Here is a 20,226-nt window from a genome sequence, read left to right on the forward strand (position 1 = left end):
TGTGGGATTGGCGGGCGAGGGCGTTACCGCGCCTGCCGTTCCCGCCACTCCTGCAATGTCAGCGCGTAGGTCACATGCGGGCGCAGATGCGGGTGGGTATCCTCCGGCACGCGCGGATGGTCGAAGTCGCGTGACGGGTCACGCTTCAGGCCAATGCGTTCCATCACCCGGGTTGAGCGCTGGTTGTTATGGACGGCGAAGGAGACGATTTCCGGCGTTTCCTTTTCATCGAAGGCCATGGCGAGCAGCGACTGCGCGGCTTCCGTGACATAGCCGTGCCCCCAGAAACGGGTGGCCAGCCGCCAGCCGATTTCCATGGTTCCGAGCGGGAAGGGCGGATCGAGGTTCATGACCGGCGATATGCCGCAGAACCCCATCGCTTCACCGGTCTCGCGCAGTTCCATGGCATAAAAGCCATAACCGCTGCCGCGGATCATGCCATTGATGGTTTCGAGAACGGCATCCGCCTCCGCATGGCTGCGGCGGAAGGGAAAAAATTCCATGACCTTTTCGTCAGCGTTGATTTCGCGGAACAGGTCGCGGTCGCTCTCCTTCCACTCGCGCAGAATGAGTCTGGGTGTTTCGTGGATGATCATGGGGTGACAAAATCCGTCTTGCGGTAACCCTGAATGTAAAGGAGCGCGGTCAGATCGCCATGGTCGATGCGCATCTGCGCCTCGGCTGCGACTGCGGGCTTGGCGTGCAGGGCAACGCCCGCGCCGGCCACATGCAGCATGCCGAGATCGTTGGCGCCATCACCGACCGCCATCGCCTCTTCCGGCGAAATGCCGAGCTTTGCCGCGATATCGTTCAGTGCGTCGACCTTGGCCTGTTTGCCGAGGATCGGTTCGGCAACGGTGCCATCAAGCTCACCATTGGCCTCGCCGAGAAGATTGGCGCGGTTCTCATCAAAACCCAGCATGGCCGCGACGCGGCCGGTGAAGACCGTGAAGCCGCCGGAAACGAGCGCGGTGTAATAACCCTTCGCCTTCATGGTTGCGATCAGCTCCTTGCCGCCGGGCGTAAGCGTGATGCGCTTTTCGATGACGTCATCGATAACCGAGACCGGCAGGCCCTTCAGCAGCGCCACGCGTTCCCTGAGCGCCGGTTCGAAGGCGATCTCGCCATTCATGGCGCGGGCGGTGATGGTGGAGACCTTGTCTTTCAATCCCACTTCGGCGGCCAGTTCGTCAATGCACTCCTGGCCGATCATGGTCGAATCCATATCGGCGATCAGAAGCTTCTTGCGCCGTTTATCCTGCTCTTGCACCACGATATCGATCGGCTGGCCGGCAAGCGTGCCGGCAATGGCGTTGCGGGCCTGCTCCGCATCCGTTCCTTCTGGCAGGGCAATATCGCAGGCGATGCCATCGGCCAGCCAGTAAAGACCGGAGGCTTTTACGGCGTTGGCGGCCGCTTCGCCGAGGGCCGGTGTCAGAACAGGATTTGACGGATTGGCGATAAGCGTGGCAACGAAAGCCATGATGAAAAACCTTGATGAGAATTTTGATGCGATCCTGATAACCGGCCCGACGGCAAGCGGCAAGTCCGCGCTTGCGCTTCGTTTGGCTCGGGAGCGGAACGGTGTCGTCATCAATGCCGACAGCATGCAGGTTTACGACACGCTGAGGGTACTGACCGCCCGGCCATCCCAAGAGGAAATGGAGGGTGTGCCGCATCTGCTCTACGGCCACGTGCCGGCGAGCAGCCTCTATTCCACGGGCGAATGGTTGCGTGAGATTTCGGCCCTGCTTCCCGATTTGCGCAAGCAAGGGCGTTTTCCCGTTATTGTCGGCGGTACCGGGCTTTATTTCAAGGCGCTGACGGGTGGACTTTCCGATATGCCCACCATTCCCGACGTCATACGCGACAGGCTGCGTGCCCGGTTGCTCGAAGAAGGGGCGGCGGTCCTTCACGCGGAATTGTCGCAGCGCGATCCTGCGATGGCGCAGGGGCTGCAGCCGGGGGACGGCCAGCGGATCGTCCGGGCGCTTGAGGTCATCGAGGCGACCGGAAAGTCGATCCGGTATTTCCAAAAGGCCAGTGGCCCGGTGATCGTCGATCCGGACAGGGCGCAAAAATTCGTCGTCCTGCCGGAAAGGCCTGTGCTGCATGACCGGATCAACCGGCGTTTCGAAACCATGATGGAGAGTGGTGCGGTGGAAGAGGTGAAGGCTCTTCTCGCGCTCGACCTTGCACCTGACGCCACAGTGATGAAGGCGATCGGCGTTACCCAGATCGCCGATATGCTGGCCGGCCGTATGAGCGAGGCCGAGGTGATCGAGAAATCGGCGGCCGCGACCCGCCAATATGCCAAGAGGCAGATGACCTGGTTCCGCAACCAGATGGGTGCGGACTGGGTCCGTATCCAGCCGTAAAGGCTGGCGTTAATCCTTACGGTAGAGACTGCCGAGCGGCTTTTTCAGCAGGCTTTCCCGCAGCGACGGGCGTGCGTCGCCGGGGGGCGGGCCATTCTGTGCGTGCATCTGGAAACCGGCCTTACGCAACTCGTTGATGGCTCCGGTATCCGGCGCGGTTGCTGGGTTTTGCGGCGCTGAGGTCGCGCGTCCGGGCAGCATGTCGGGGCGGTAAGGTTCGTATCCGTCCGTTGCGGCTGTCCCCAATTCGCGCTTCCAGCGGTCGATGTCGTCCGCCTCTCTGGGGGCGGGCATCGGTTCCGGCAGGTCGGAAAAAGCCGCTTCGACGCTCTGCTGGAAGCCGGTGATGACCGGTTTGGCTGCAGCGCGCATGCGGGTGACGATGGTGTTCAGATCGACGGTATCGGGCGTTTCGTGGGTCGCGTGGGTGGTTGCGCCATTCGCCTTCGGCAATTTGGCTGTCGATACGCGGTCGAAGCGCATGCGCATCGGCACGCCCACCGCCTCGCCGAAGGCGATGGCCTCGCCATTGCCGATGGAAGAGAGAAAGCTGGTGGTCGAGGTCGAGGCATTCGGCACGGCAGACAGAATGATCTTCTGGTCGATCTCGTTCGACAGCCGCATGGCGAAAACGGTCGAGCATTGCGACAGGATGGTCTGGTCCAACTCGCTTGGCCGCTGGCTGATGACGCCGAGCGAAATGCCGTATTTGCGGCCTTCCTTGGCGATCTGCGCGATCGATTGCCGGGTGGGGAAAAATCCGCGCTCAGGGTCGGCCGGAACATAACGGTGCGCTTCTTCGCAGACGACAAGCATATGCAGCGACCCGCGCGCCAGCACCGCCAGTTCGAAGGACATGCGGCAGAGCACAGAGACCACCGAGTTCACCACTTCGGAGGGGATGCCGGACAGCTGGAAAACCGAAATCGGCTTGCCTTCGCCGGGAATACGGAAGATATGCGCCACCGTTTCCAGAATGGTGTCGCTGATCGTATTGCTGGAGAACATGAAATTGTAGCGCGTGTCGTTGATGGCCGAGAGGATGCGGCCCTTCAGGGAGCGCAGCGCCGGTTTTTCGCCACGCCCTTCCAGCCGTCCGATACGCTCGTCGATGAGAGCCAGAAGATCGGCCATGCGGTAAGGCACCGGCGTATCCGGCGTAATCGCGCTTTTGTCGGATGTGCGGCGAACGGCGGAGCCTTCCGTACCGCGAAACGCCTTTTTCGCCTCCGGGATGAGATCGCGCAGAACGTCCATCTCTTCCGGCTCGGGCTTGCGGCCTCGGAAGATTACTTCCGCGAATTCCTCAAGGCGCATCAGCCAGAAGGGGAGGTCCAGCGTGTCGGTATCGATGACTACAGAATGATCGGGAAAAGCGGCGGCGAATTCATTGTGCGGATCGAGAATGAGGACGCGCAGCTTCGGATCGGTCTCGATCGCCTTGTTCAAAAGCAGGGAGACCGCGGTGGTTTTACCCACGCCGGTCGATCCGACGACGGCGAAATGTTTTGCGAGCATTTGCGGAATGCTGATGGCCGCACCGATCGTGTCGTCCTGCGTGAGCTTGCCGATGACGCAGGTATCGCGCTTGCCGCTGTCGTAGATCTTGGAAAGGTCTGTTGTGCGGATGCGATGTGCGACCGCACCCAGATAGGGGTAGCGGGAAATGCCGGTGGAGAAGCGCTCGCTGCCGTCTTCGGTGCGGTAGACTTCGCCGACGAGTTCCACGTCGATCAGCAGCCTGTTCGGCCTGTCCGACGACCAATGTTCTTCGCCGGTACGCATGGCGTATACCAGCGCGGCGACCCTGCTCGTTCCCATTTCGATGGAGATCAGGCGCCCGACGGACCAGAGTTGCGAGACATCGGTGGAACCGGGTTCCGTTTCGGCGGATATGGTCGCATGTGCGCCGTTGCAGGCTATGACGCGGCCCAGCATGCGGTTTGCCGGCTGTTCGCCTGCTCGCCGCTCGTTGTCGTCCATGCGGGACGCTTTATGAAACTCGTCGTTATTCACGTCTTATCCCGTTACATGCGGATGATCGCGGTGGTTCGGGCAGTATCTGCGTCTTCGATCATAAAAGATTATATTTAACAACATGTGTACCGTTTACGTTCGAAAATTTCGTCGCAAGGCCACTTCGAGCAATAAAATAAACCGCCGCCGATTTTTTCCGCAATATGCGTTGACGGCTGGGGGTTTTCTGGCTAACACTCCGCCCCATGAAAAATCTTAACGTACTTATCGTGGTGGGACGGCGCATGGGCAGGATGGTGTAACCATCCGGCGAAAGCACCCATGCGCTGAACGAGGCTCCTCTAGGGGCCTTTTTTTATGTCTTCAAACAGGCCCTCGGGCTCCTCGATATCCAAAGCCAAAGCGGGATGGAAACAGGCAATGACGGATAAGGACAATACGGAAAACAGCAATCGCATGACTGGTGCGGAGATCGTTCTGCAGGCGCTGAAGGACAACGGTGTCGAGCACATCTTCGGTTATCCGGGCGGTGCCGTGCTTCCGATCTACGACGAGATTTTCCAGCAGGAAGAGATCCAGCACATTCTCGTGCGCCATGAGCAGGGTGCCGGCCATGCCGCCGAAGGTTATGCCCGCTCCACCGGCAAGGTCGGTGTCATGCTCGTCACGTCAGGTCCCGGCGCCACCAATGCGGTAACCCCGCTGCAGGATGCGCTGATGGATTCCATTCCGCTCGTCTGCCTCTCCGGCCAGGTTCCGACATCGCTGATCGGCTCCGACGCGTTTCAGGAATGTGACACCGTCGGCATCACGCGCCCCTGCACCAAGCACAACTGGCTGGTAAAGGACGTCAACGAGCTGGCGGGCATCATCCACGAGGCCTTCCGCATTGCGCAGACGGGTCGTCCCGGCCCCGTCGTTGTCGATATCCCGAAGGACGTCCAGTTCGCCACCGGCACCTACACGCCGCCTTCCGCCGCTATCCAGCATGAGAGCTACAAGCCGAAGGTTCAGGGCGACCTCAATGCCATTCACGCGGCCATCGAACTGATGTCCAAGGCGAAAAAGCCCGTCTTCTACACCGGCGGCGGCGTCATCAATTCCGGCCCGGCTGCCACAAGGCTGCTGCGCGAGCTGGTGGAGCTGACCGGTTTCCCGATTACCTCGACGCTGATGGGCCTCGGCGCCTATCCGGCTTCCGGCAAGAACTGGCTCGGCATGCTGGGCATGCACGGTTCCTACGAAGCCAATATGACGATGCATGATTGCGACGTTCTGGTCTGCATCGGCGCGCGTTTCGACGACCGTATTACCGGACGCCTGAATGCGTTTTCGCCGAATTCCAAGAAGATCCACATCGACATCGATCCGTCCTCGATCAACAAGACCGTACGTGTCGACGTGCCGATCATCGGCGATGTCGGCAATGTTCTGGAGGATATGGTTCGCCTGTGGCGTGCCCTGCCGAAGAAGCCGGAAAAAGCGCAGACGGCGGACTGGTGGACGCAGATCGAGCGCTGGCGCGCCCGCAACTCCTTCGCCTACAAGAACTCCAAAGATGTCATCATGCCGCAATATGCATTGCAGCGGCTCTATGAGGCATCGAAGGGACGCGAGACCTTCATCACCACCGAAGTCGGCCAGCACCAGATGTGGGCGGCGCAGTTCTTCGGCTTCGAGGAGCCGAACCACTGGATGACATCGGGCGGTCTCGGCACCATGGGATACGGCCTGCCGGCGGCCATCGGTGTGCAGGTCGCGCATCCTGAAGCCCTGGTCATCGACATTGCCGGTGACGCATCGATCCAGATGTGCATCCAGGAAATGTCCTGCGCCATCCAGTACGGTTTGCCGGTGAAGATTTTCATCCTGAACAACCAGTATATGGGCATGGTGCGGCAGTGGCAGCAATTGCTGCACGGCAACCGCCTGTCCAACTCCTATACGGAAGCCATGCCTGATTTCGTCAAGCTGGCGGAAGCCTATGGCGCGGTTGGCATGTATTGCGACGATCCGAAGGAACTGGACGACAAGATCGCCGAGATGATCGCGGTCAACAGACCGGTCATCTTCGATTGCCGCGTCGCCAATCTCGCCAATTGCTTCCCGATGATCCCATCTGGTAAAGCCCATAACGAGATGCTGTTGCCGGATGAGGCGACGGATGAAGCTGTTGCCAACGCCATCGATGCCAAGGGCCGTCAGCTAGTCTGAGCCGGGAGAGGAAAAGGACATGAACGCACACCTACAACCCACCGGCTCCGCCTATTTCATCCAGAAGGAAACGGCTGCCGTCGAAAATCACACGCTGTCGGTTCTCGTCAGCAACGAGCCGGGCGTTCTCGCCCGGGTCATCGGCCTGTTTTCCGGTCGGGGCTACAACATCGAAAGCCTGACGGTTTCGGAAACGGAACACGAAGCGCATCTGTCGCGCATCACCATCGTAACGCGCGGCACGCCGATCGTGCTGGAGCAGATCAAGGCGCAGCTGGAACGCATCGTTCCAGTGCACCGGGTTCTTGATCTCACCGTCCGCGCCCGGGAACTCGGGCAGGAACGGCCGATCGAGCGCGAAGTGGCGCTCATCAAGGTTGCCGGTTCGGGCGAGGCCCGCGCCGAGACGCTGCGCCTTGCCGATGCGTTTCAGGCCAAGGTCGTAGACGCGACAGTCGAGCATTTCATCTTCGAAATCACCGGCAAGTCGTCCAAGATCGACCAGTTCGTGGCCATCATCAAGCCGCTCGGCCTGATCGAGATCTGCCGCACGGGTATTGCGGCGATGAACCGTGGTTCGCAGGGGATGTGATCTTCGCACACGAGGCAAATGCCCCGGAATTATCCAAGCCCGCGCTACGTCGCGGGCTTGTCGTTTTCCCAACTACAGTCCTGTGCGTTTTCCAAAGGGAATGATGCGTGCGTTTCCGGTACGGCCGGGGTTCTGCGATGGCTCATCCGCAGGTCGTGTCACGACGAGACGGCCGCCGATACCTTCGGCCAGCGCCTCGCTTTCGCGCATTTTGCGAAGCTCGGCCCGTGCTTCCGGCGTTGCCGTGCCGATCAGCTGTTCAACGCCGTTGACACCACCCGGAACCGTTAGCCGGCGTTTGGCATCCTGCGTCGTATAGCCATGTTCACGGGAGTAGCGAAGGGTTAGTTGGTAGTGATCCGGCAAGCCTTGTCCGGATTTTGCTTCGACATGGCGAACCCGGAAGGAAACGGAATCGTCTTCCACCCCGAAGGTGTCGTTATCGGGGATAATGTATCCGTTTTTATGGGTAGCAATTTTGATGAAACTCAGGGCGCCCGCATATAGCTCCGTCCAGGGAACCGGCGCGGCTTCCATGTGGATTTCCCGCCCGATGTAGTCTGCGGCCCCCAGGGTGTGGATGCCGATGCATTGTTCCGTAGTGCCCCGCGACGACGTTTCACTGTAAATGCGGGGATGAACCGTCAGTGGGCCTATCGGCTCTTCCACAAATGTCGTGAAACTCTCCGCAGGAAACACCATGTTGCTCTGCGTCCAGTGGATAAGGCCTGCTTGCGTGTTTGCGCAGATCGTTTCGCAGGCGATCGACAGGACCCTGATCCGCTCGAGAAATTCGGCAAGCGAATGGCCAGGCTGGTGCATGCCGATCTGGTTGAACAGGTCCGCAATACCCTTTTCCTGCATCACTCCGCCAAACACACCGTGCTGGACATAGACCAGTATATGGGATTTGTGGCGCCGGATCCGCTCTGCGGCATCGGGCACAAGCATGACGGAGATCGGCGAGCCAAGAGTGGGAGCGAAAACGCCATGATCCGCCGGCCGCGCCATGAACTCGATAGCGATCTGGAGATCGTTCGGCCCGAACATCTGCACATAAGCCGGAGATATTGCGGGGCACGTCAGGCCGATGCCGAGCCGGTTGAACACGGTCTGGAACTGCTTGACCAGATCTGGCAATGGTGAGGAGGTGATGTTGCCTTCCAAAAGGATGGCTGCTTGCATCTGGTTGGTATATTTCCCGATCATAATACTGGTGATCCTGATGAGTATTCCAGTATATTCACGTATACGGGTTGATCTCTCGTAAATAGAACTCACGTAATTTAATCAATGTCACATTTTTATTTACATGCGATTATGATTATTAGCATGTTTGTGTGCTGATATGCACCCGCGCCCATATTTCGCTCTTTGTGCCTCGACGTTTACATTTCAAAGAGTACCCGGTTGGCGATAAAGTTTCCCCAAATCCGATTCCGTCCCGAAAGCTCGACTGTTGTCAGCCGTTCGGCCTGCGGTTTGTCGTAGCCATTCTAGCCCGTTTCCATTCGCTGGATTTATATTCAACCATATGGTTGACTTTTCGGACTGGCAATCTATATTCAACAACATGGTTGAATTATCTGTTCCACACCTCGACACTGTCTTTCATGCGCTTGGTGATGCGACGCGGCGCACGATGTTGCGCGATCTATCCCGTGGCGAGCGAACGGTGAGCCAGTTGGCCGCGCCGTTCGACATATCGCTGGCTGCGGCCTCGAAGCACATCAAGGCGCTGGAAAATGCCGGGCTTATCCGCCGCGAGGTGAGGGGGCGTACCCATGTCTGCCGCCTTGCGCCGGAACCGTTGGCAGAGGCGCATGAATGGCTGGATTTCTACCGGCGGTTCTGGAACAGCCGCTTCGATATTCTTGAGCAGATGCTCAGGGAGGATGATCAGGGGAAATCCCCTGCAGATGGAGGAAATGACAATGGCTGATATTGCAATGTCTGACACCTATGGCCAGCTCGTCGAACCGGCGACCCTGAAGATCGAACGCGTTTTGCCCGGACCGATCGAGCGTGTGTGGGCCTATCTGACACAAAGCGACCTTCGCCGCCGTTGGTTGGCATCCGGTGAAATGCGGCTTGCGCCCGATGCGCCGTTCGAACTTGTCTGGCGCAACGATGAGCTTTCCGATCCGCCGGGCCGCCGTCCGGAAGGGTTTTCCGAAGAGCACAGGATGGCCTCGCGCATCATCACCGTTGTTCCACCGCATCGCCTCGTCTTCACCTGGGGTGAGGGCGCGGAGGTGTCAATCGAGCTTCAGGCTCTGGGCAAGGAAGTGCTTCTGACACTGATCCATCGACGGCTGGCGGAGGACCGTACGACCAAGCTCAATATCAGTGCCGGCTGGCATGCGCATCTCGATATTCTTGCCGCCCGTCTTCAGGAAAAGGAACCGGGACCTTTCTGGGACACGTGGCTGGGGCTGAAAAAGGAATATGAGCACCGCATACCATAACTCGGCGCTGCTTGTTTTGAAGACTGACGGCGCGGTTTGCCGCGCCGTCTTTGGCCGTTGCAGCGGCTCCCCGAGGGTCGGCTTTCAGCGCTCACACTTTGATTCAGCTGCTTGCGCACCTGATTCCGAAAAGTCTCTTAACGCTCTGTTAGATCAAAGCATTTCCAGCGACGTCTTGCGTGTCGGCGGTGGGAAGGCGGCATCCAGCGCGGCCCAGTCCTCGTCGGTGATTTCAAGATCGGTGGCACCTCGGTTTTCTTCCACGCGGGCAGCGCTGGCGGATTTTGGAATGGCGATGACGCCCTCCCTTTCCAGCAGAAATGCCAGCGCCAGCTGCGCCGGGGTTGCCTGATAGGCCTTGGCGATGCGGATGAGTTCGTGGTTGTTGAGGATACGACCCTGCTCGATCGGGGAATAGGCCATCAGCGGCACGCTGTGCCACTGGCACCAGGGCAGGAGTGCAAACTCCGGTCCGCGCCGGGAGAGGTTGTAAAGCACCTGATTGGCAGCGCAATTCTTGCCGTCGGGAACCGCGAAAAGCTCCTCCATGTCATCGACATCGAAATTCGAGACGCCCCAGTCGCCAATCTTGCCTTCCTTTTTCAGCCTCTCGAAAGCCGCCACAGTTTCCGCGAGCGGGCTCTCGCCACGCCAGTGCAGCAGGTAGAGATCGAGACGGTCGGTGCCGAGCCTTTCGAGGCTGCGCTCGCAGGCCTCCACCGTGCCTTTGGCGCTGGCGTTCCAGGGATAGACCTTGCTGACCAGAAACACCTCGTCGCGGCGGCCGGCGATCGCCGTGCCGACCACCTCTTCGGATCGGCCATCGGCATACATTTCGGCCGTGTCGATCAGCGTCATGCCGAGATCGATCGCCTTGCGGATGCTCTCAACCTCTTGCGAAGCCGATGATCTCATCTCGCCCATATTCCAGGTGCCGAGGCCAAGGGCTGGAACCTCTTTTCCGGATGGCAGGGTGACGGAAGGTATGTCGTCAAACATCGGTTCGCTCCAGCGGTTGTTGAGGGAACAATAGCCCTTTGTTCCGACTTCTCAAACCCGGCAAGGGAAGGATCGACCCATCAAAAAATTTGACCTCGCCTATCGGCCTGGCTGGCTGGTTTGATGGTGGTTCGGCGGATAGGGTCTTTTTACAGGAGAGATCATGACTGTCGAAACCTTTGCTGCACTGGTGCTGTTTGCCTTCACCACCTCCATTACACCCGGCCCGAACAATATGATGCTTTTTACCTCCGGCGTGAATTTCGGTTTCCGCCGTACCATCCCGCATATGCTGGGCATCGGGGTGGGGTTCTTTTCGCTGTTGATCGGCGTCGGCTTCGGGCTTGGCGCGTTGCTGCATTCGGTGCCCGCGCTTTACACGGGGCTGAAATTCGCAGGCGGGCTTTATCTCGTCTGGATCGCGTGGAAGATCGGCACCTCCCGCAGCCTGAGCGAAGGTTCTGCCGCATCGGAGCCGATGGGTTTCCTTGCTGCCGCCGCGTTTCAATGGGTCAATCCCAAGGCGTGGGTGATGGCCGTGACGGCGATGGCGACCTACACCAGTGAGGGGCAATATTTCCTCACGGTCCTGATCGTCGGCCTGGCTTTCGCCGCCGTCAATCTTCCCAGCGTTTCGACCTGGGCGGGCTTCGGCTCCGCCCTTCGCGATTGGCTGTCCGTGCCCGTCCGGCTCAAATGGTTCAACATCACCATGGCCGTACTGCTGGTCATCAGCCTCTGGCCGATGCTGAAATAGCTGTTCTCAGGCCGGGAACTGGCGATAACATTCCTCGGCGATCTTCTGCACCTCGTCGCGCGTCAGTTCCGCGGAAACGGCGTAGCCTAGTTCATTGTCGATCCAGTAGAAGGTCTCGACGCCATCGGCGCTGGCCATACGGAAGCTGGTGGTGCGGTTTTCCTCGTTGCGGCCGATCAGCACTGTCACCCGGCGGCCGGTCTTGTCCTGATACATCAGCATCGCGCCGGGCTTGCCGCTGACGGGAATGAGGCGTCCGCCGACAAGGTCGTATCCGAGTTTGGAAAGATCGGGGATCGCGAAGGGATAACCGAGCCGTTTGCCGAGCCATGCCGCAAGGTGCGGCTGCTGTTCTGCTCCGACTTCGACGGGATGACGCACTTCGCTGGCATAGATGAGATAGGCGGATTTCGCCTGTGCGGGGATGTCCGTCGTCTGCGATGCCAGAACCACGTCTTGCGGCGTGGACGGGGAGGATGGCACAAGCCTGCCGGCTGCAGCGCCCGCTGCGAAGATCAGCAACACGGCCGCCGTTCGCAGGAGAACCGGTTTCAGCCTCCATGCGGAGCCTGTCTTGGGGATAAACATCGAAGTGTCATGCGGATGTTCGGTGGCATAGGCGGCGAATGCATTTCGCAGAGTTTCAGCCTGTTTTTTCCAGTCGGCGACACGTTCACGCTCTTCCGGCCGCTCGGTCAGCCACGCCTCGACAGCCGCGCGGTCGTCGTCGGAAAGAAGCCCGTCGACATAGGCGTGCAGGTCGTCTTCGGTTATGGCATCGAGCCTTTTCATCGTGGTCTCCGCAGGGGAATGATATTGTCCGCCGCCAGGTGCTGGCGAAGTGTTTCGCGGGCGCGGGAAAGTCTCGACATGACGGTGCCCACGGGGATCGACAATGTCGCTGCCGCTTCCTGATAACTGTAACCTTCCACCGTCACCAGCATCAGCACCGCCCGCATTTCGGGCGAAAGAAGTGCCAGAGCGCCGTGCAGCCGGTCGTTCTCCAGCGTGTCGCCGAGCGTATCGGCAACAGCGATCTCTTCATGGCCATCAAGACTTTCGGACGGGTGACGTTTCGCAGCGCGGTGGCGGTTGCGATAAAGATTCGTCATTATCGTGTAAGCCCATGATTTTAAAGCCGTTCCGTGCCATTGTCTTTTGTTGGTCAGCGCCTTTTCCACGCAGTCCTGCAAAAGATCCTCGCCATCGGCGTCGGAGCGGGAAAGGCTGCGGGAATAACGCCGCAGCATGGGTATCAGCGCCAGCATCTCCGCTTCGAAGCTGCCGGCTGCGGGGGAGAGGCTCCCCCGCGTCTTGCCATTCATGCCATCAGGGTTTTGCGGCATCCCATACACCGTTCATACCGTCGCCGGTAGCATCGCCTTTTTTCATGTCTTTGGCCCAGTAGTAGAGCGGCATGCCGTCCTTTGCCCACTGCATCTTGCCGTCCTTGCGTGTCACGACGGAATAGGTGCCTTCGGCCTTGTCGCCAGCGGCTGCGAAAAACGGTGGCCAGTTCGTGGCGCATTTGTCATAACAATTGGATACGCCTTTCTTGTCGTTCTTGAAAGTGTAGAGCGTCATGCCTTTTTCGCCCGCAAGCACATTGCCTTTGGCGGTCTTGACCGTTTCGACCGCGGGGGCCGCATAGGCCGTTCCGGCAAAAGCCAGAACAAGGGCGGGAACGATAAAGCGGATCTTCATGGACATATCCTCCTTGGTTCGAGCGGCTTTTGCCGCCAGCACATCAAGAGACACCGCAAGGTCCCGCTTTATTCCCTGTTACGGTAAGATTTCTGCGATTTTTAAACTTACCCATTGAGCTAAGTGTTTCGTCGTGATAGTTAGCCTTGTGGAAAACTATTCAGATGAACTCGACGGTATCTTCCAGTCCCTTGCCGATCCGACCCGGCGGGCCGTGCTTCTGCGGCTGGGGGGCGGGGATGCGAGCATCGGCACGCTTGCCGAGCCCTTCGCCATGGCCCTGCCGTCGTTCATGAAACATATCCGCCAGCTGGAAGGGGCGGGGTTGATCGTGACGCGCAAGCAGGGCCGGGTGCGGCTCTGCTCGCTGGAGAAACAGCGGTTTTCCATGCTGGAGGGCTGGCTTTCACAACAGCACGCCATCTGGGAGGGCCGGACGGACCGGCTTGAACAGTTCGTCATGGCGCAACAGGACAGGACCTCACGAAAAGGGGAGAATGACAAATGACCGACACTTTTAATCCCGATCTCGATCTGAAGATTTCAAGGGTCATAAGGGCGCCACGCCGGCTCGTTTGGAACGCGTGGGTCGACAAGGCCAGTCTCGAACAATGGTGGGTGCCGCATCCCGGCAAATGCCGTGTCGAGAAAATGGAGCTTTTTCCCGGCGGCGCGTTCGAGACGCGCTACAGCGAGGACGGCACGGCATTCGGCCCGCATATCAGCGGATGTTTTCTGGCGGTGGATAATGAGGAGCGTCTGGTCTTCACCGATGCGCTGACGGCAGGCTTTCGCCCGTCCGCACGCCCGTTCCTCACCGCCGTGATGAGTTTTCGCGATCATCCTGAAGGCATGGAATATGTGGCCTATGCCATGCATAGAAACCCCGGGGATCGCGATAAGCACGCGGAGATGGGCTTCTTCGACGGCTGGAACACGGTTGCCGAGCAACTGGCGCAGCTTGTCGAAAGACAGGCGGTCAATTGAGGCGCATCAACCGAACAGGGCAATGTCCGGCTTGGTGAGCATCAGCCAGATGATGCCGAGAACCGCGAAGAATGCGGGAAAGCCGAAGGCAAACCAGATGCGGTAGAGGCGAAACCATTGCGGCGGCAGGGCTTCATCTGCCGCTACGCAGTCGCGGGCGATATCGCGCAGCTTGATCTGGATCCACACCACCGGCAGCCAGAAAATGCCGGTGAAGACATAAAGACAAAGCGAAAGGGCGATCCAGCCTTCGCTCAGCGGCCAGCCGATGACGCGAGCGAGGAAGTAGCCGGTGACCGGCTGGATGATTGCGGCCGTGGCGGTGAAGATGGTGTCGGCGATGACGACCGTGCCCGAAACATGGGCGATCAGCGCCGGGTTTGCCGTCCGCCGCGCCATTACCATGAAGAAGGCGATGCCGGCACCGGTGCCGAACAGCACGGTTGCGCCGATGACATGGGCGAGCCGCAGCAATTCTTCAAGCGTCATCAGCGTTCATCCAATGTGGCAAGGGCGACAAGTGTCAGTGCGATGGAGGGCAGGACCTTGACGAGGGGGCCTAGCGGATCGAACCACAGACCCGGCTCCAGCAGGCTGCCGCCGGTCAGATAGGCGGCGGTGACCAGCAGCATGGCGACGAGCGCTTTTCTGGCAAGCGGGCGCAGCAGGACCGTGACGCCCAGGGCGATATCGATGAGGCAGGTGGTGACCGTGAGGGCAGCGGCCGGGATTTGTGGCATGAAGGGCAGAAAATGCGCCGCCGCCTGCTCGATATTCAGCAGCGGCACTAGGCCGGACAGCAGCCAGAAAATTGACAGGCACAGAATGAGAAGCGGTTTCAGTAGATATAATCTGGCAAACCACAGATCCTGTACGCCGGAAGGGTGACCGGCCAGCGTTTCCTTCAGGGTCTTGAGCGATGATGTCCCTGCTGGTGCGTTGTTCTCGGTCACGATACCTTCCGACATCACCGTCATGGCCGTCGAACGCAGCGGCGACCGCCAGCCGAGCGTCCCGGCAATATCTGCGACAAGGGCGACCGGGCGCGTGAGGGCAGCCGGGAGATTTATGGCTGGGGCAGGGGCAAGGCCTAGCCATTGCCGGTGCGCATGGACCACGTTTTGCAATGTCAGCACTTCATCTGCGGAAAGTTCGAGATCGCTGCCCGACGGGATCTGGCCGTCGATTGCGGCGCAAACGGCTGCCGCCACATCTTCGACCGCGACAGTCTGTACGGGCATCTTTCCGTTAACGAGGGGCGTCACGAAGGGAAAGCTTGCAAGCGCGCGCACCAGCGCGGTGCCGCCATGGGCGTTGCGCCCGACAACCAGCGCGGGACGGAGAATGACAAAAGGCAGGCCGCTTGCGGCGAGCGCCGCATCGGCACGGCGTTTGGTGGCGAGGAAGGGCAGGCGTGATGCGGCTCCGGAAGTCCGGGCCGATATCTGGATCAGCAGCTTGCCGCCCGCATTCACCGCTGCCTCGTAAAGCGCCAGCATCGCTTTTTCCTGCGTCGCGGCAAGATCATCCGACAGGCCGTCCTGAAGCGCGCCTGCGCAATTGACGATGGCGTCATGGTCGCTCACGAGTGCCGCCCAGTCGGCAGCGCCGGTCATGCGGGCAAGATCGGCCGAAACCCAGCTGGCGAAAGGCCACTTGTCTTCGGCATGGGCGACGGAACGCGCCAGTCCGGTCACGGTATGGCGTTTGCCGTGAAGGCTCCGCACCACTTCGGAACCGATGAAACCTGTTGCACCGAGAATCAATATCTTCATGCGCGGCATGATACCCACCATGGTTTAAAAACCAGCCGTGTTTTATTGCCGCATTCTGGCGGCATGATTCATCTTTCGTTCTTTTTCTGTTGCGCATGACGCTCGAATCCTGCGATGAGGGCGCATGTTATTTTCACCGCAACAGGACGAAGCGCTCAAGGCTGTTTCCCGCTGGCTTAAGGAAGGCCGGACGCCGGTTTTCCGGCTGTTCGGTTATGCCGGAACCGGCAAGACGACGCTTGCCAAACATTTCGCGGAAAATGTCGACGGTGAAGTGTTGTTTGCGGCCTTCACCGGCAAGGCGGCGCAGGTGCTGCGCTCGCGCGGGGCGACCAACGCCCGCACCATCCATTCATTGATCTACCGCCCGCGCGGCGAAGAAACGGTGGAAGACGAAGAGACCGGCAAGACCTCGGTCGCGCCGATGTTCTCCATCAACCGCCAGAGCCCGCTCGCCAAGGCAGCACTCATCATCATCGACGAATGCTCGATGGTGGACGAGCAGCTCGGCAAGGATCTGATGAGCTTCGGTACGCCGATCCTCGTGCTTGGCGATCCCGGCCAGTTGCCACCGGTTTCGGGCGGCGGTTTCTTCACCGAGCAGGAGCCGGATTATCTGCTGTCCGAAATCCATCGACAGGCCAAGGATAACCCCATCATCCATCTTGCCATGGATGTGCGCGAAGGCCGCGAGATCATGCGCGGTGACTACGGCGCTGCACAGGTGATCTCCAAATCCGAGGTGACGCAGTCGCTCGTGCTCGATGCCGATCAGGTGCTTGTCGGCACCAATCGCACTCGCCGCCGTTATAACCAGAGGCTTCGCGAGTTGAAGGGCTTCACGACCGACTATCCGCAGTCTGGTGACAAGCTGGTCTGCCTCAGGAACGATCCGGCCAAGGGATTGCTGAACGGTTCGCTCTGGCAGGTCATGAGCTCTTCGCGCGAAACGGTGAAACCCGGCATCAACCTGATGATCCGTCCCGAAGACGACGATATGGATCGTGGTGCAGCCAAGATCAAATTGCTGAAGGCCGCGTTCGAGGATGTGGAAACGGAAATTCCGTGGACCACCCGCAAGCGTTATGACGAGTTCGATTTCGGCTATGCGCTGACCGTGCACAAGGCGCAGGGTTCGCAATGGAACAATGTGGTTCTCTTTGACGAGAGTTATGCCTTCCGCGATTCGCGCGAAAGGTGGCTTTACACCGCCATTACCCGCGCCGCAGAGACTTTGACCATCGTTCGCTGAGATAGAGCGTTGCTCTATCTCTTTGCGCTTGCGCATTGTCCGGACGGAAAACCGCTACGCACTTTTCCTGGAAATGCTCTGTCTCACGCGCGGATGACGCCGAGCAGAACCGCCTTGGCGACCGCCTGAAAGCGGTTGCTGGCATTGAACTTGCCGATGATCTTCGCCTCCAGCATGTTGAGGTCGCTGCCTGAAAGACCAAGGGCGCGGGCGAGCCGCACCGGCGCATAACCCTCTGCCATCAGTTCCAGACATTTCCGCTCGGTGTCGGTCAGCGCGATATCCTTGGCCGGACCCCGCTCGGTGCCGTCGAAGCCGTCCATATCGGTGTCGGTGACGAGCAGTTCCTCGATCTGCTGAGCCTGACGCTGAAGGGTGGACCGCTCGGCAGTCAATTCCCTCTTCCGCTGCCGCAGCGCGTCGTGAAATATGTCGTCTGCCTCATCCTGTGAAAGTGAACGGACAAGTTTTTCCATGATATCGGTAATGGATGCGACGGAAATGCCGACTTCGCGGCAGACATTGATGACGGCCATGCGCTGCACGTTGCGGTGGGAATAGACCCGCATCTGGCCGATGCGTTTCGAGGTCAGCAGTGCCTTTTCCTCGTAAAAATGGAGGGTCCGGTGCGTTACTCCGAAGATGTTGGCCATGTCGGCGATGGGGACCGGTTCGGCGGGCAGGGATGAAGGCAAGCTCACATCCGGTAGAAAGCTGCTGATCCTTAGATTGGGTTTGTCCTCGTCGCCGTGTTCAAACGGCATCCTGCCATCCTGCATTGCTTCCCCCTTCACGCTTTTTGACAGTGTGCCTGCTTTTTATGGCATCCGTTATTTGTTCCCCGCCACGAACATGCCTTCTGATCAAGACATTTTGCCGAACGCTGCATGAGAACCGTAACGTGTATTGCCTTCTTTCGTTCCCGTATCCTTAAAAAATTTTATCGGCCTCCTTGCGGTCGGCGTCAACCTGCGTGAAACAGGATGTCAATTCCGAACCGGAGCCCCGATGCCATGCCCGCAAAACTTTCCGTCAATCTGAACGCAATTGCCATGCTGCGCAACCGTCGCGATCTTCCATGGCCGGATGTCGCGCATTTCGGGCATATTGCACTGGCGGCGGGGGCAAGCGGGCTGACTGTACACCCTCGTCCCGACCAGCGCCATATCCGCTTTTCGGACCTGCCGGTGCTGCGTGCGCTCATCGATGACAGTTTCCCCGCAGCGGAATTCAACATCGAAGGTTACCCGACCGAGGATTTTCTCGTTCTTTGCGAACAGACCCAACCGGAACAGGTGACGCTGGTGCCTGATGATCCGTCACAGGCGACGTCCGACCATGGCTGGGATTTCCGGAAACACGCCGTTTTCCTGAAAGAAGTGGTGGGACGTCTCAAGGCTGGCGGCATGCGGGTCTCGCTTTTTGCCGATGGCGATGGTGAGCGCGAAGCGGTGGAGCTGGCGGCTGAGACGGGTGCTGCCCGCATCGAGCTTTATACCGGTCCCTATGGCGGCTGTTTTGACGATCCGCAAAAGGGCGACGCGCTTCTGGAGAAGCTCGGGGAGACGGCGGATCATGCCAAAGCGTTCGGGCTTGACGTCAATGCCGGTCACGATCTGACTGTCGCAAACCTGCCCAAGCTGATGACACGCATACCATATCTGGCGGAGGTCTCGATCGGCCACGGGCTGACGGCGGATGCGCTGGAATATGGCATGGCTGAAACAGTCCGGCGTTTTTGTCGCGCCTGCGGTCAGGCTATTTCATAACCAAAGTCAATTTTTTTGCCTATAGTTAGCGAGCGCATGCTCCGTGCGCGAGCTTTTGAAGGCAGAGACATATGCAAGAACATCATGTTGTCGTCGTGGGTGGAGGCTTCGGCGGTTTGCAACTGGTACATGGGCTGGAGGGGGCCCCTGTCCGCATTACACTGATTGACCGCCGCAACCATCACCTGTTCCAGCCATTGCTTTATCAGGTTGCGACGACGGCTCTCGCGACATCCGAAATCGCCTGGCCGATCCGCCACCTCTACCGCGACCGCAAGGAAGTGACGACCTTGCTTGCGGAGGTGAACGGTGTGGACCGGGCGGCGCGGACCGTACATTTAAGTTCAGGTGAAACCATCGGTTTCGATACGCTGGTGCTGGCCACCGGCGCGCGCCATGCCTATTTCGGCCGCGACGAGTGGGAGCGCTCCGCACCCGGTCTCAAGACGCTCGAAGATGCGACGACGATCCGCCGCCGTCTTCTGCTGGCTTTCGAACGTGCCGAACTCGCCACCAATGAAGACGAACGGCAGGCGCAGCTGACCTTCGTCATCATCGGGGCAGGCCCGACGGGCGTGGAAATGGCAGGCATGATCGCCGAGCTTGCCCACAAGGCGCTACCGCCGGAATTCCGCAATGTGGATACCAGAAAGAGCCGCGTGCTGCTTGTCGAGGCAGGCCCGCGCGTCCTGCCGGTTTTCACCGAAGACCTTTCGTCCTATGCGAAGGAAGCCCTCGAAAAGCTCGGCGTCGAGGTTCTGCTCGGCACACCGGTAACGGCCTGCACCGATGAGGGCGTGACGGTGGGTGAGACCTTTTATCCCTGCCGCACCGTGGTCTGGGCCGCCGGTGTGCAGGCCTCTCCCGCTGCCAAGTGGCTGAATGCCAGCGCCGACAGGGCGGGACGCGCCGTTGTCGGGCCGCATCTCAATCTGGAAGATGACGAAAATATCTTCGTTATCGGCGATACCGCCGCCGTCAATCAGGAAAATGGCAAGCCGGTGCCGGGCATTGCGCCCGCGGCAAAACAGCAGGGCGCCCATGTGGCAAAGGTCATCAAGGCGCGGCTCTCGGGCCAGCCATCACCATCGCCGTTCCGCTACAGCCATCAGGGCAATCTGGCGACGATCGGCAAACGCGCGGCGGTGATCGATTTCGGCAGATTCAAGCTCAAGGGCGTGCTGGCATGGTGGATCTGGGGGCTTGCCCACATCTACTTCCTGATCGGAACGCGCTCGCGGCTTGCCGTCGCCTGGAGCTGGCTGTGGATTTACCTCAGCGGCCAGCACAGCGCGCGGCTGATTACCCAGAAAGAGACCTTGAAGGACGAAGCCTGAGGGCAGGGTGGACAAAG

General features: G+C 59.6%; 22 protein-coding genes. 11 read left to right on the forward strand and 11 right to left on the reverse strand.

Features of this window, described 5'->3' with window-relative positions; all coding sequences use genetic code 11:
• Window positions 1-23: 23 nt before the first annotated feature.
• Window positions 24-596, reverse strand: coding sequence for a GNAT family N-acetyltransferase (locus RBH10_RS12550; protein WP_281036981.1), 573 nt, complete (start codon window positions 594-596; stop codon window positions 24-26).
• Window positions 593-1,483, reverse strand: a complete 891-nt coding sequence (serB, locus tag RBH10_RS12555; RefSeq protein ID WP_281036980.1) for a phosphoserine phosphatase SerB — start codon at window positions 1,481-1,483, stop codon at window positions 593-595. The genes RBH10_RS12550 and serB overlap by 4 nt, the downstream gene beginning before the upstream one ends.
• On the opposite strand from serB, the gene miaA reads away from it, so the two are divergent.
• Window positions 1,482-2,378 carry a tRNA (adenosine(37)-N6)-dimethylallyltransferase MiaA gene (miaA, locus tag RBH10_RS12560; RefSeq protein WP_281036979.1) on the forward strand — a complete coding sequence of 299 codons (897 nt, stop codon included), beginning with the start codon at window positions 1,482-1,484 and terminating at the stop codon, window positions 2,376-2,378. The genes serB and miaA overlap by 2 nt on opposite strands.
• Window positions 2,379-2,387: 9 nt before the next feature.
• On the opposite strand, the gene RBH10_RS12565 is transcribed toward miaA, so the two are convergent.
• Window positions 2,388-4,394: an ATP-binding protein gene (locus RBH10_RS12565; protein ID WP_281036978.1), complete on the reverse strand. Its 2,007-nt coding sequence runs from the start codon at window positions 4,392-4,394 to the stop codon at window positions 2,388-2,390.
• A 381-nt stretch (window positions 4,395-4,775) separates the two neighbouring features.
• Between RBH10_RS12565 and RBH10_RS12570 the strand changes: the two genes are divergently transcribed.
• Together RBH10_RS12570 and ilvN are read left to right on the forward strand one after the other, a co-directional pair.
• A complete protein-coding gene (locus RBH10_RS12570; RefSeq protein WP_281036977.1) occupies window positions 4,776-6,569 on the forward strand; it encodes an acetolactate synthase 3 large subunit in 1,794 nt (597 codons plus the stop codon).
• A gap of 19 nt (window positions 6,570-6,588) precedes the next feature.
• The gene (ilvN, locus tag RBH10_RS12575; RefSeq protein WP_003513099.1) at window positions 6,589-7,161 is read left to right on the forward strand and encodes an acetolactate synthase small subunit; all 573 of its coding nucleotides are present in this window, start codon (window positions 6,589-6,591) and stop codon (window positions 7,159-7,161) included.
• 72 nt (window positions 7,162-7,233) lie between these two features.
• On the opposite strand, the gene RBH10_RS12580 is transcribed toward ilvN, so the two are convergent.
• Window positions 7,234-8,370: a hypothetical protein gene (locus RBH10_RS12580; RefSeq protein ID WP_306180633.1), complete on the reverse strand. Its 1,137-nt coding sequence runs from the start codon at window positions 8,368-8,370 to the stop codon at window positions 7,234-7,236.
• 364 nt (window positions 8,371-8,734) lie between these two features.
• On the opposite strand from RBH10_RS12580, the gene RBH10_RS12585 reads away from it, so the two are divergent.
• Window positions 8,735-9,103, forward strand: coding sequence for a helix-turn-helix transcriptional regulator (locus RBH10_RS12585; protein WP_281037383.1), 369 nt, complete (start codon window positions 8,735-8,737; stop codon window positions 9,101-9,103).
• Entirely contained in the window at window positions 9,096-9,629 is a 534-nt protein-coding gene (locus RBH10_RS12590) for an SRPBCC family protein (RefSeq protein ID WP_281036975.1), read from the forward strand. Before RBH10_RS12585 ends, RBH10_RS12590 begins: the two co-directional genes overlap by 8 nt.
• A gap of 153 nt (window positions 9,630-9,782) precedes the next feature.
• Here RBH10_RS12590 and RBH10_RS12595 read toward each other — a convergent pair whose 3' ends face one another.
• Window positions 9,783-10,628 (reverse strand): aldo/keto reductase, encoded by an 846-nt coding sequence (locus RBH10_RS12595; protein ID WP_281036974.1) that lies wholly within the window; start codon window positions 10,626-10,628, stop codon window positions 9,783-9,785.
• Between the two features lie 163 nt (window positions 10,629-10,791).
• On the opposite strand from RBH10_RS12595, the gene RBH10_RS12600 reads away from it, so the two are divergent.
• Entirely contained in the window at window positions 10,792-11,385 is a 594-nt protein-coding gene (locus RBH10_RS12600; RefSeq protein WP_045016964.1) for a LysE family translocator, read from the forward strand.
• Between the two features lie 6 nt (window positions 11,386-11,391).
• On the opposite strand, the gene RBH10_RS12605 is transcribed toward RBH10_RS12600, so the two are convergent.
• The 3 genes from RBH10_RS12605 to RBH10_RS12615 are packed head-to-tail and all read right to left on the reverse strand — an operon-like array spanning window position 11,392 to window position 13,095.
• Window positions 11,392-12,177, reverse strand: a complete 786-nt coding sequence (locus tag RBH10_RS12605) for an anti-sigma factor (protein WP_281036973.1) — start codon at window positions 12,175-12,177, stop codon at window positions 11,392-11,394.
• Window positions 12,174-12,731 (reverse strand): RNA polymerase sigma factor, encoded by a 558-nt coding sequence (locus tag RBH10_RS12610; protein ID WP_045016968.1) that lies wholly within the window; start codon window positions 12,729-12,731, stop codon window positions 12,174-12,176. The genes RBH10_RS12605 and RBH10_RS12610 overlap by 4 nt, the downstream gene beginning before the upstream one ends.
• A complete protein-coding gene (locus RBH10_RS12615; protein WP_281037382.1) occupies window positions 12,715-13,095 on the reverse strand; it encodes a hypothetical protein in 381 nt (126 codons plus the stop codon). The genes RBH10_RS12610 and RBH10_RS12615 overlap by 17 nt, the downstream gene beginning before the upstream one ends.
• A 142-nt stretch (window positions 13,096-13,237) precedes the next feature.
• On the opposite strand from RBH10_RS12615, the gene RBH10_RS12620 reads away from it, so the two are divergent.
• Together RBH10_RS12620 and RBH10_RS12625 are read left to right on the forward strand one after the other, a co-directional pair.
• The gene (locus tag RBH10_RS12620; RefSeq protein WP_281037381.1) at window positions 13,238-13,597 is read left to right on the forward strand and encodes a helix-turn-helix transcriptional regulator; all 360 of its coding nucleotides are present in this window, start codon (window positions 13,238-13,240) and stop codon (window positions 13,595-13,597) included.
• A complete protein-coding gene (locus tag RBH10_RS12625) occupies window positions 13,594-14,076 on the forward strand; it encodes an SRPBCC family protein (protein WP_281036972.1) in 483 nt (160 codons plus the stop codon). Before RBH10_RS12620 ends, RBH10_RS12625 begins: the two co-directional genes overlap by 4 nt.
• A gap of 6 nt (window positions 14,077-14,082) precedes the next feature.
• On the opposite strand, the gene RBH10_RS12630 is transcribed toward RBH10_RS12625, so the two are convergent.
• On the reverse strand, window positions 14,083-14,565 hold the full coding sequence (locus tag RBH10_RS12630; protein WP_281036971.1) for a DUF2269 domain-containing protein: 483 nt from the start codon (window positions 14,563-14,565) through the stop codon (window positions 14,083-14,085).
• Window positions 14,565-15,851 (reverse strand): SDR family oxidoreductase, encoded by a 1,287-nt coding sequence (locus RBH10_RS12635; protein ID WP_281036970.1) that lies wholly within the window; start codon window positions 15,849-15,851, stop codon window positions 14,565-14,567. The genes RBH10_RS12630 and RBH10_RS12635 overlap by 1 nt, the downstream gene beginning before the upstream one ends.
• A 124-nt stretch (window positions 15,852-15,975) precedes the next feature.
• Here RBH10_RS12635 and RBH10_RS12640 point away from each other — a divergent pair, with 124 nt between their 5' ends.
• Window positions 15,976-17,103 (forward strand): ATP-dependent RecD-like DNA helicase, encoded by a 1,128-nt coding sequence (locus RBH10_RS12640; RefSeq protein ID WP_045016978.1) that lies wholly within the window; start codon window positions 15,976-15,978, stop codon window positions 17,101-17,103.
• An 83-nt stretch (window positions 17,104-17,186) separates the two neighbouring features.
• Here RBH10_RS12640 and RBH10_RS12645 read toward each other — a convergent pair whose 3' ends face one another.
• Complete coding sequence (locus tag RBH10_RS12645; RefSeq protein ID WP_045016980.1) at window positions 17,187-17,882, reverse strand: MerR family transcriptional regulator; 696 nt, start codon at window positions 17,880-17,882, stop codon at window positions 17,187-17,189.
• Between the two features lie 234 nt (window positions 17,883-18,116).
• On the opposite strand from RBH10_RS12645, the gene RBH10_RS12650 reads away from it, so the two are divergent.
• Complete coding sequence (locus tag RBH10_RS12650; RefSeq protein ID WP_281036969.1) at window positions 18,117-18,872, forward strand: pyridoxine 5'-phosphate synthase; 756 nt, start codon at window positions 18,117-18,119, stop codon at window positions 18,870-18,872.
• A gap of 71 nt (window positions 18,873-18,943) precedes the next feature.
• Complete coding sequence (locus RBH10_RS12655) at window positions 18,944-20,209, forward strand: NAD(P)/FAD-dependent oxidoreductase (protein ID WP_281036968.1); 1,266 nt, start codon at window positions 18,944-18,946, stop codon at window positions 20,207-20,209.
• Window positions 20,210-20,226 lie beyond the last annotated feature (17 nt).

Source organism: Rhizobium sp. AN73 (assembly GCF_030757975.1).
Classification (GTDB): domain Bacteria; phylum Pseudomonadota; class Alphaproteobacteria; order Rhizobiales; family Rhizobiaceae; genus Agrobacterium; species Agrobacterium arsenijevicii.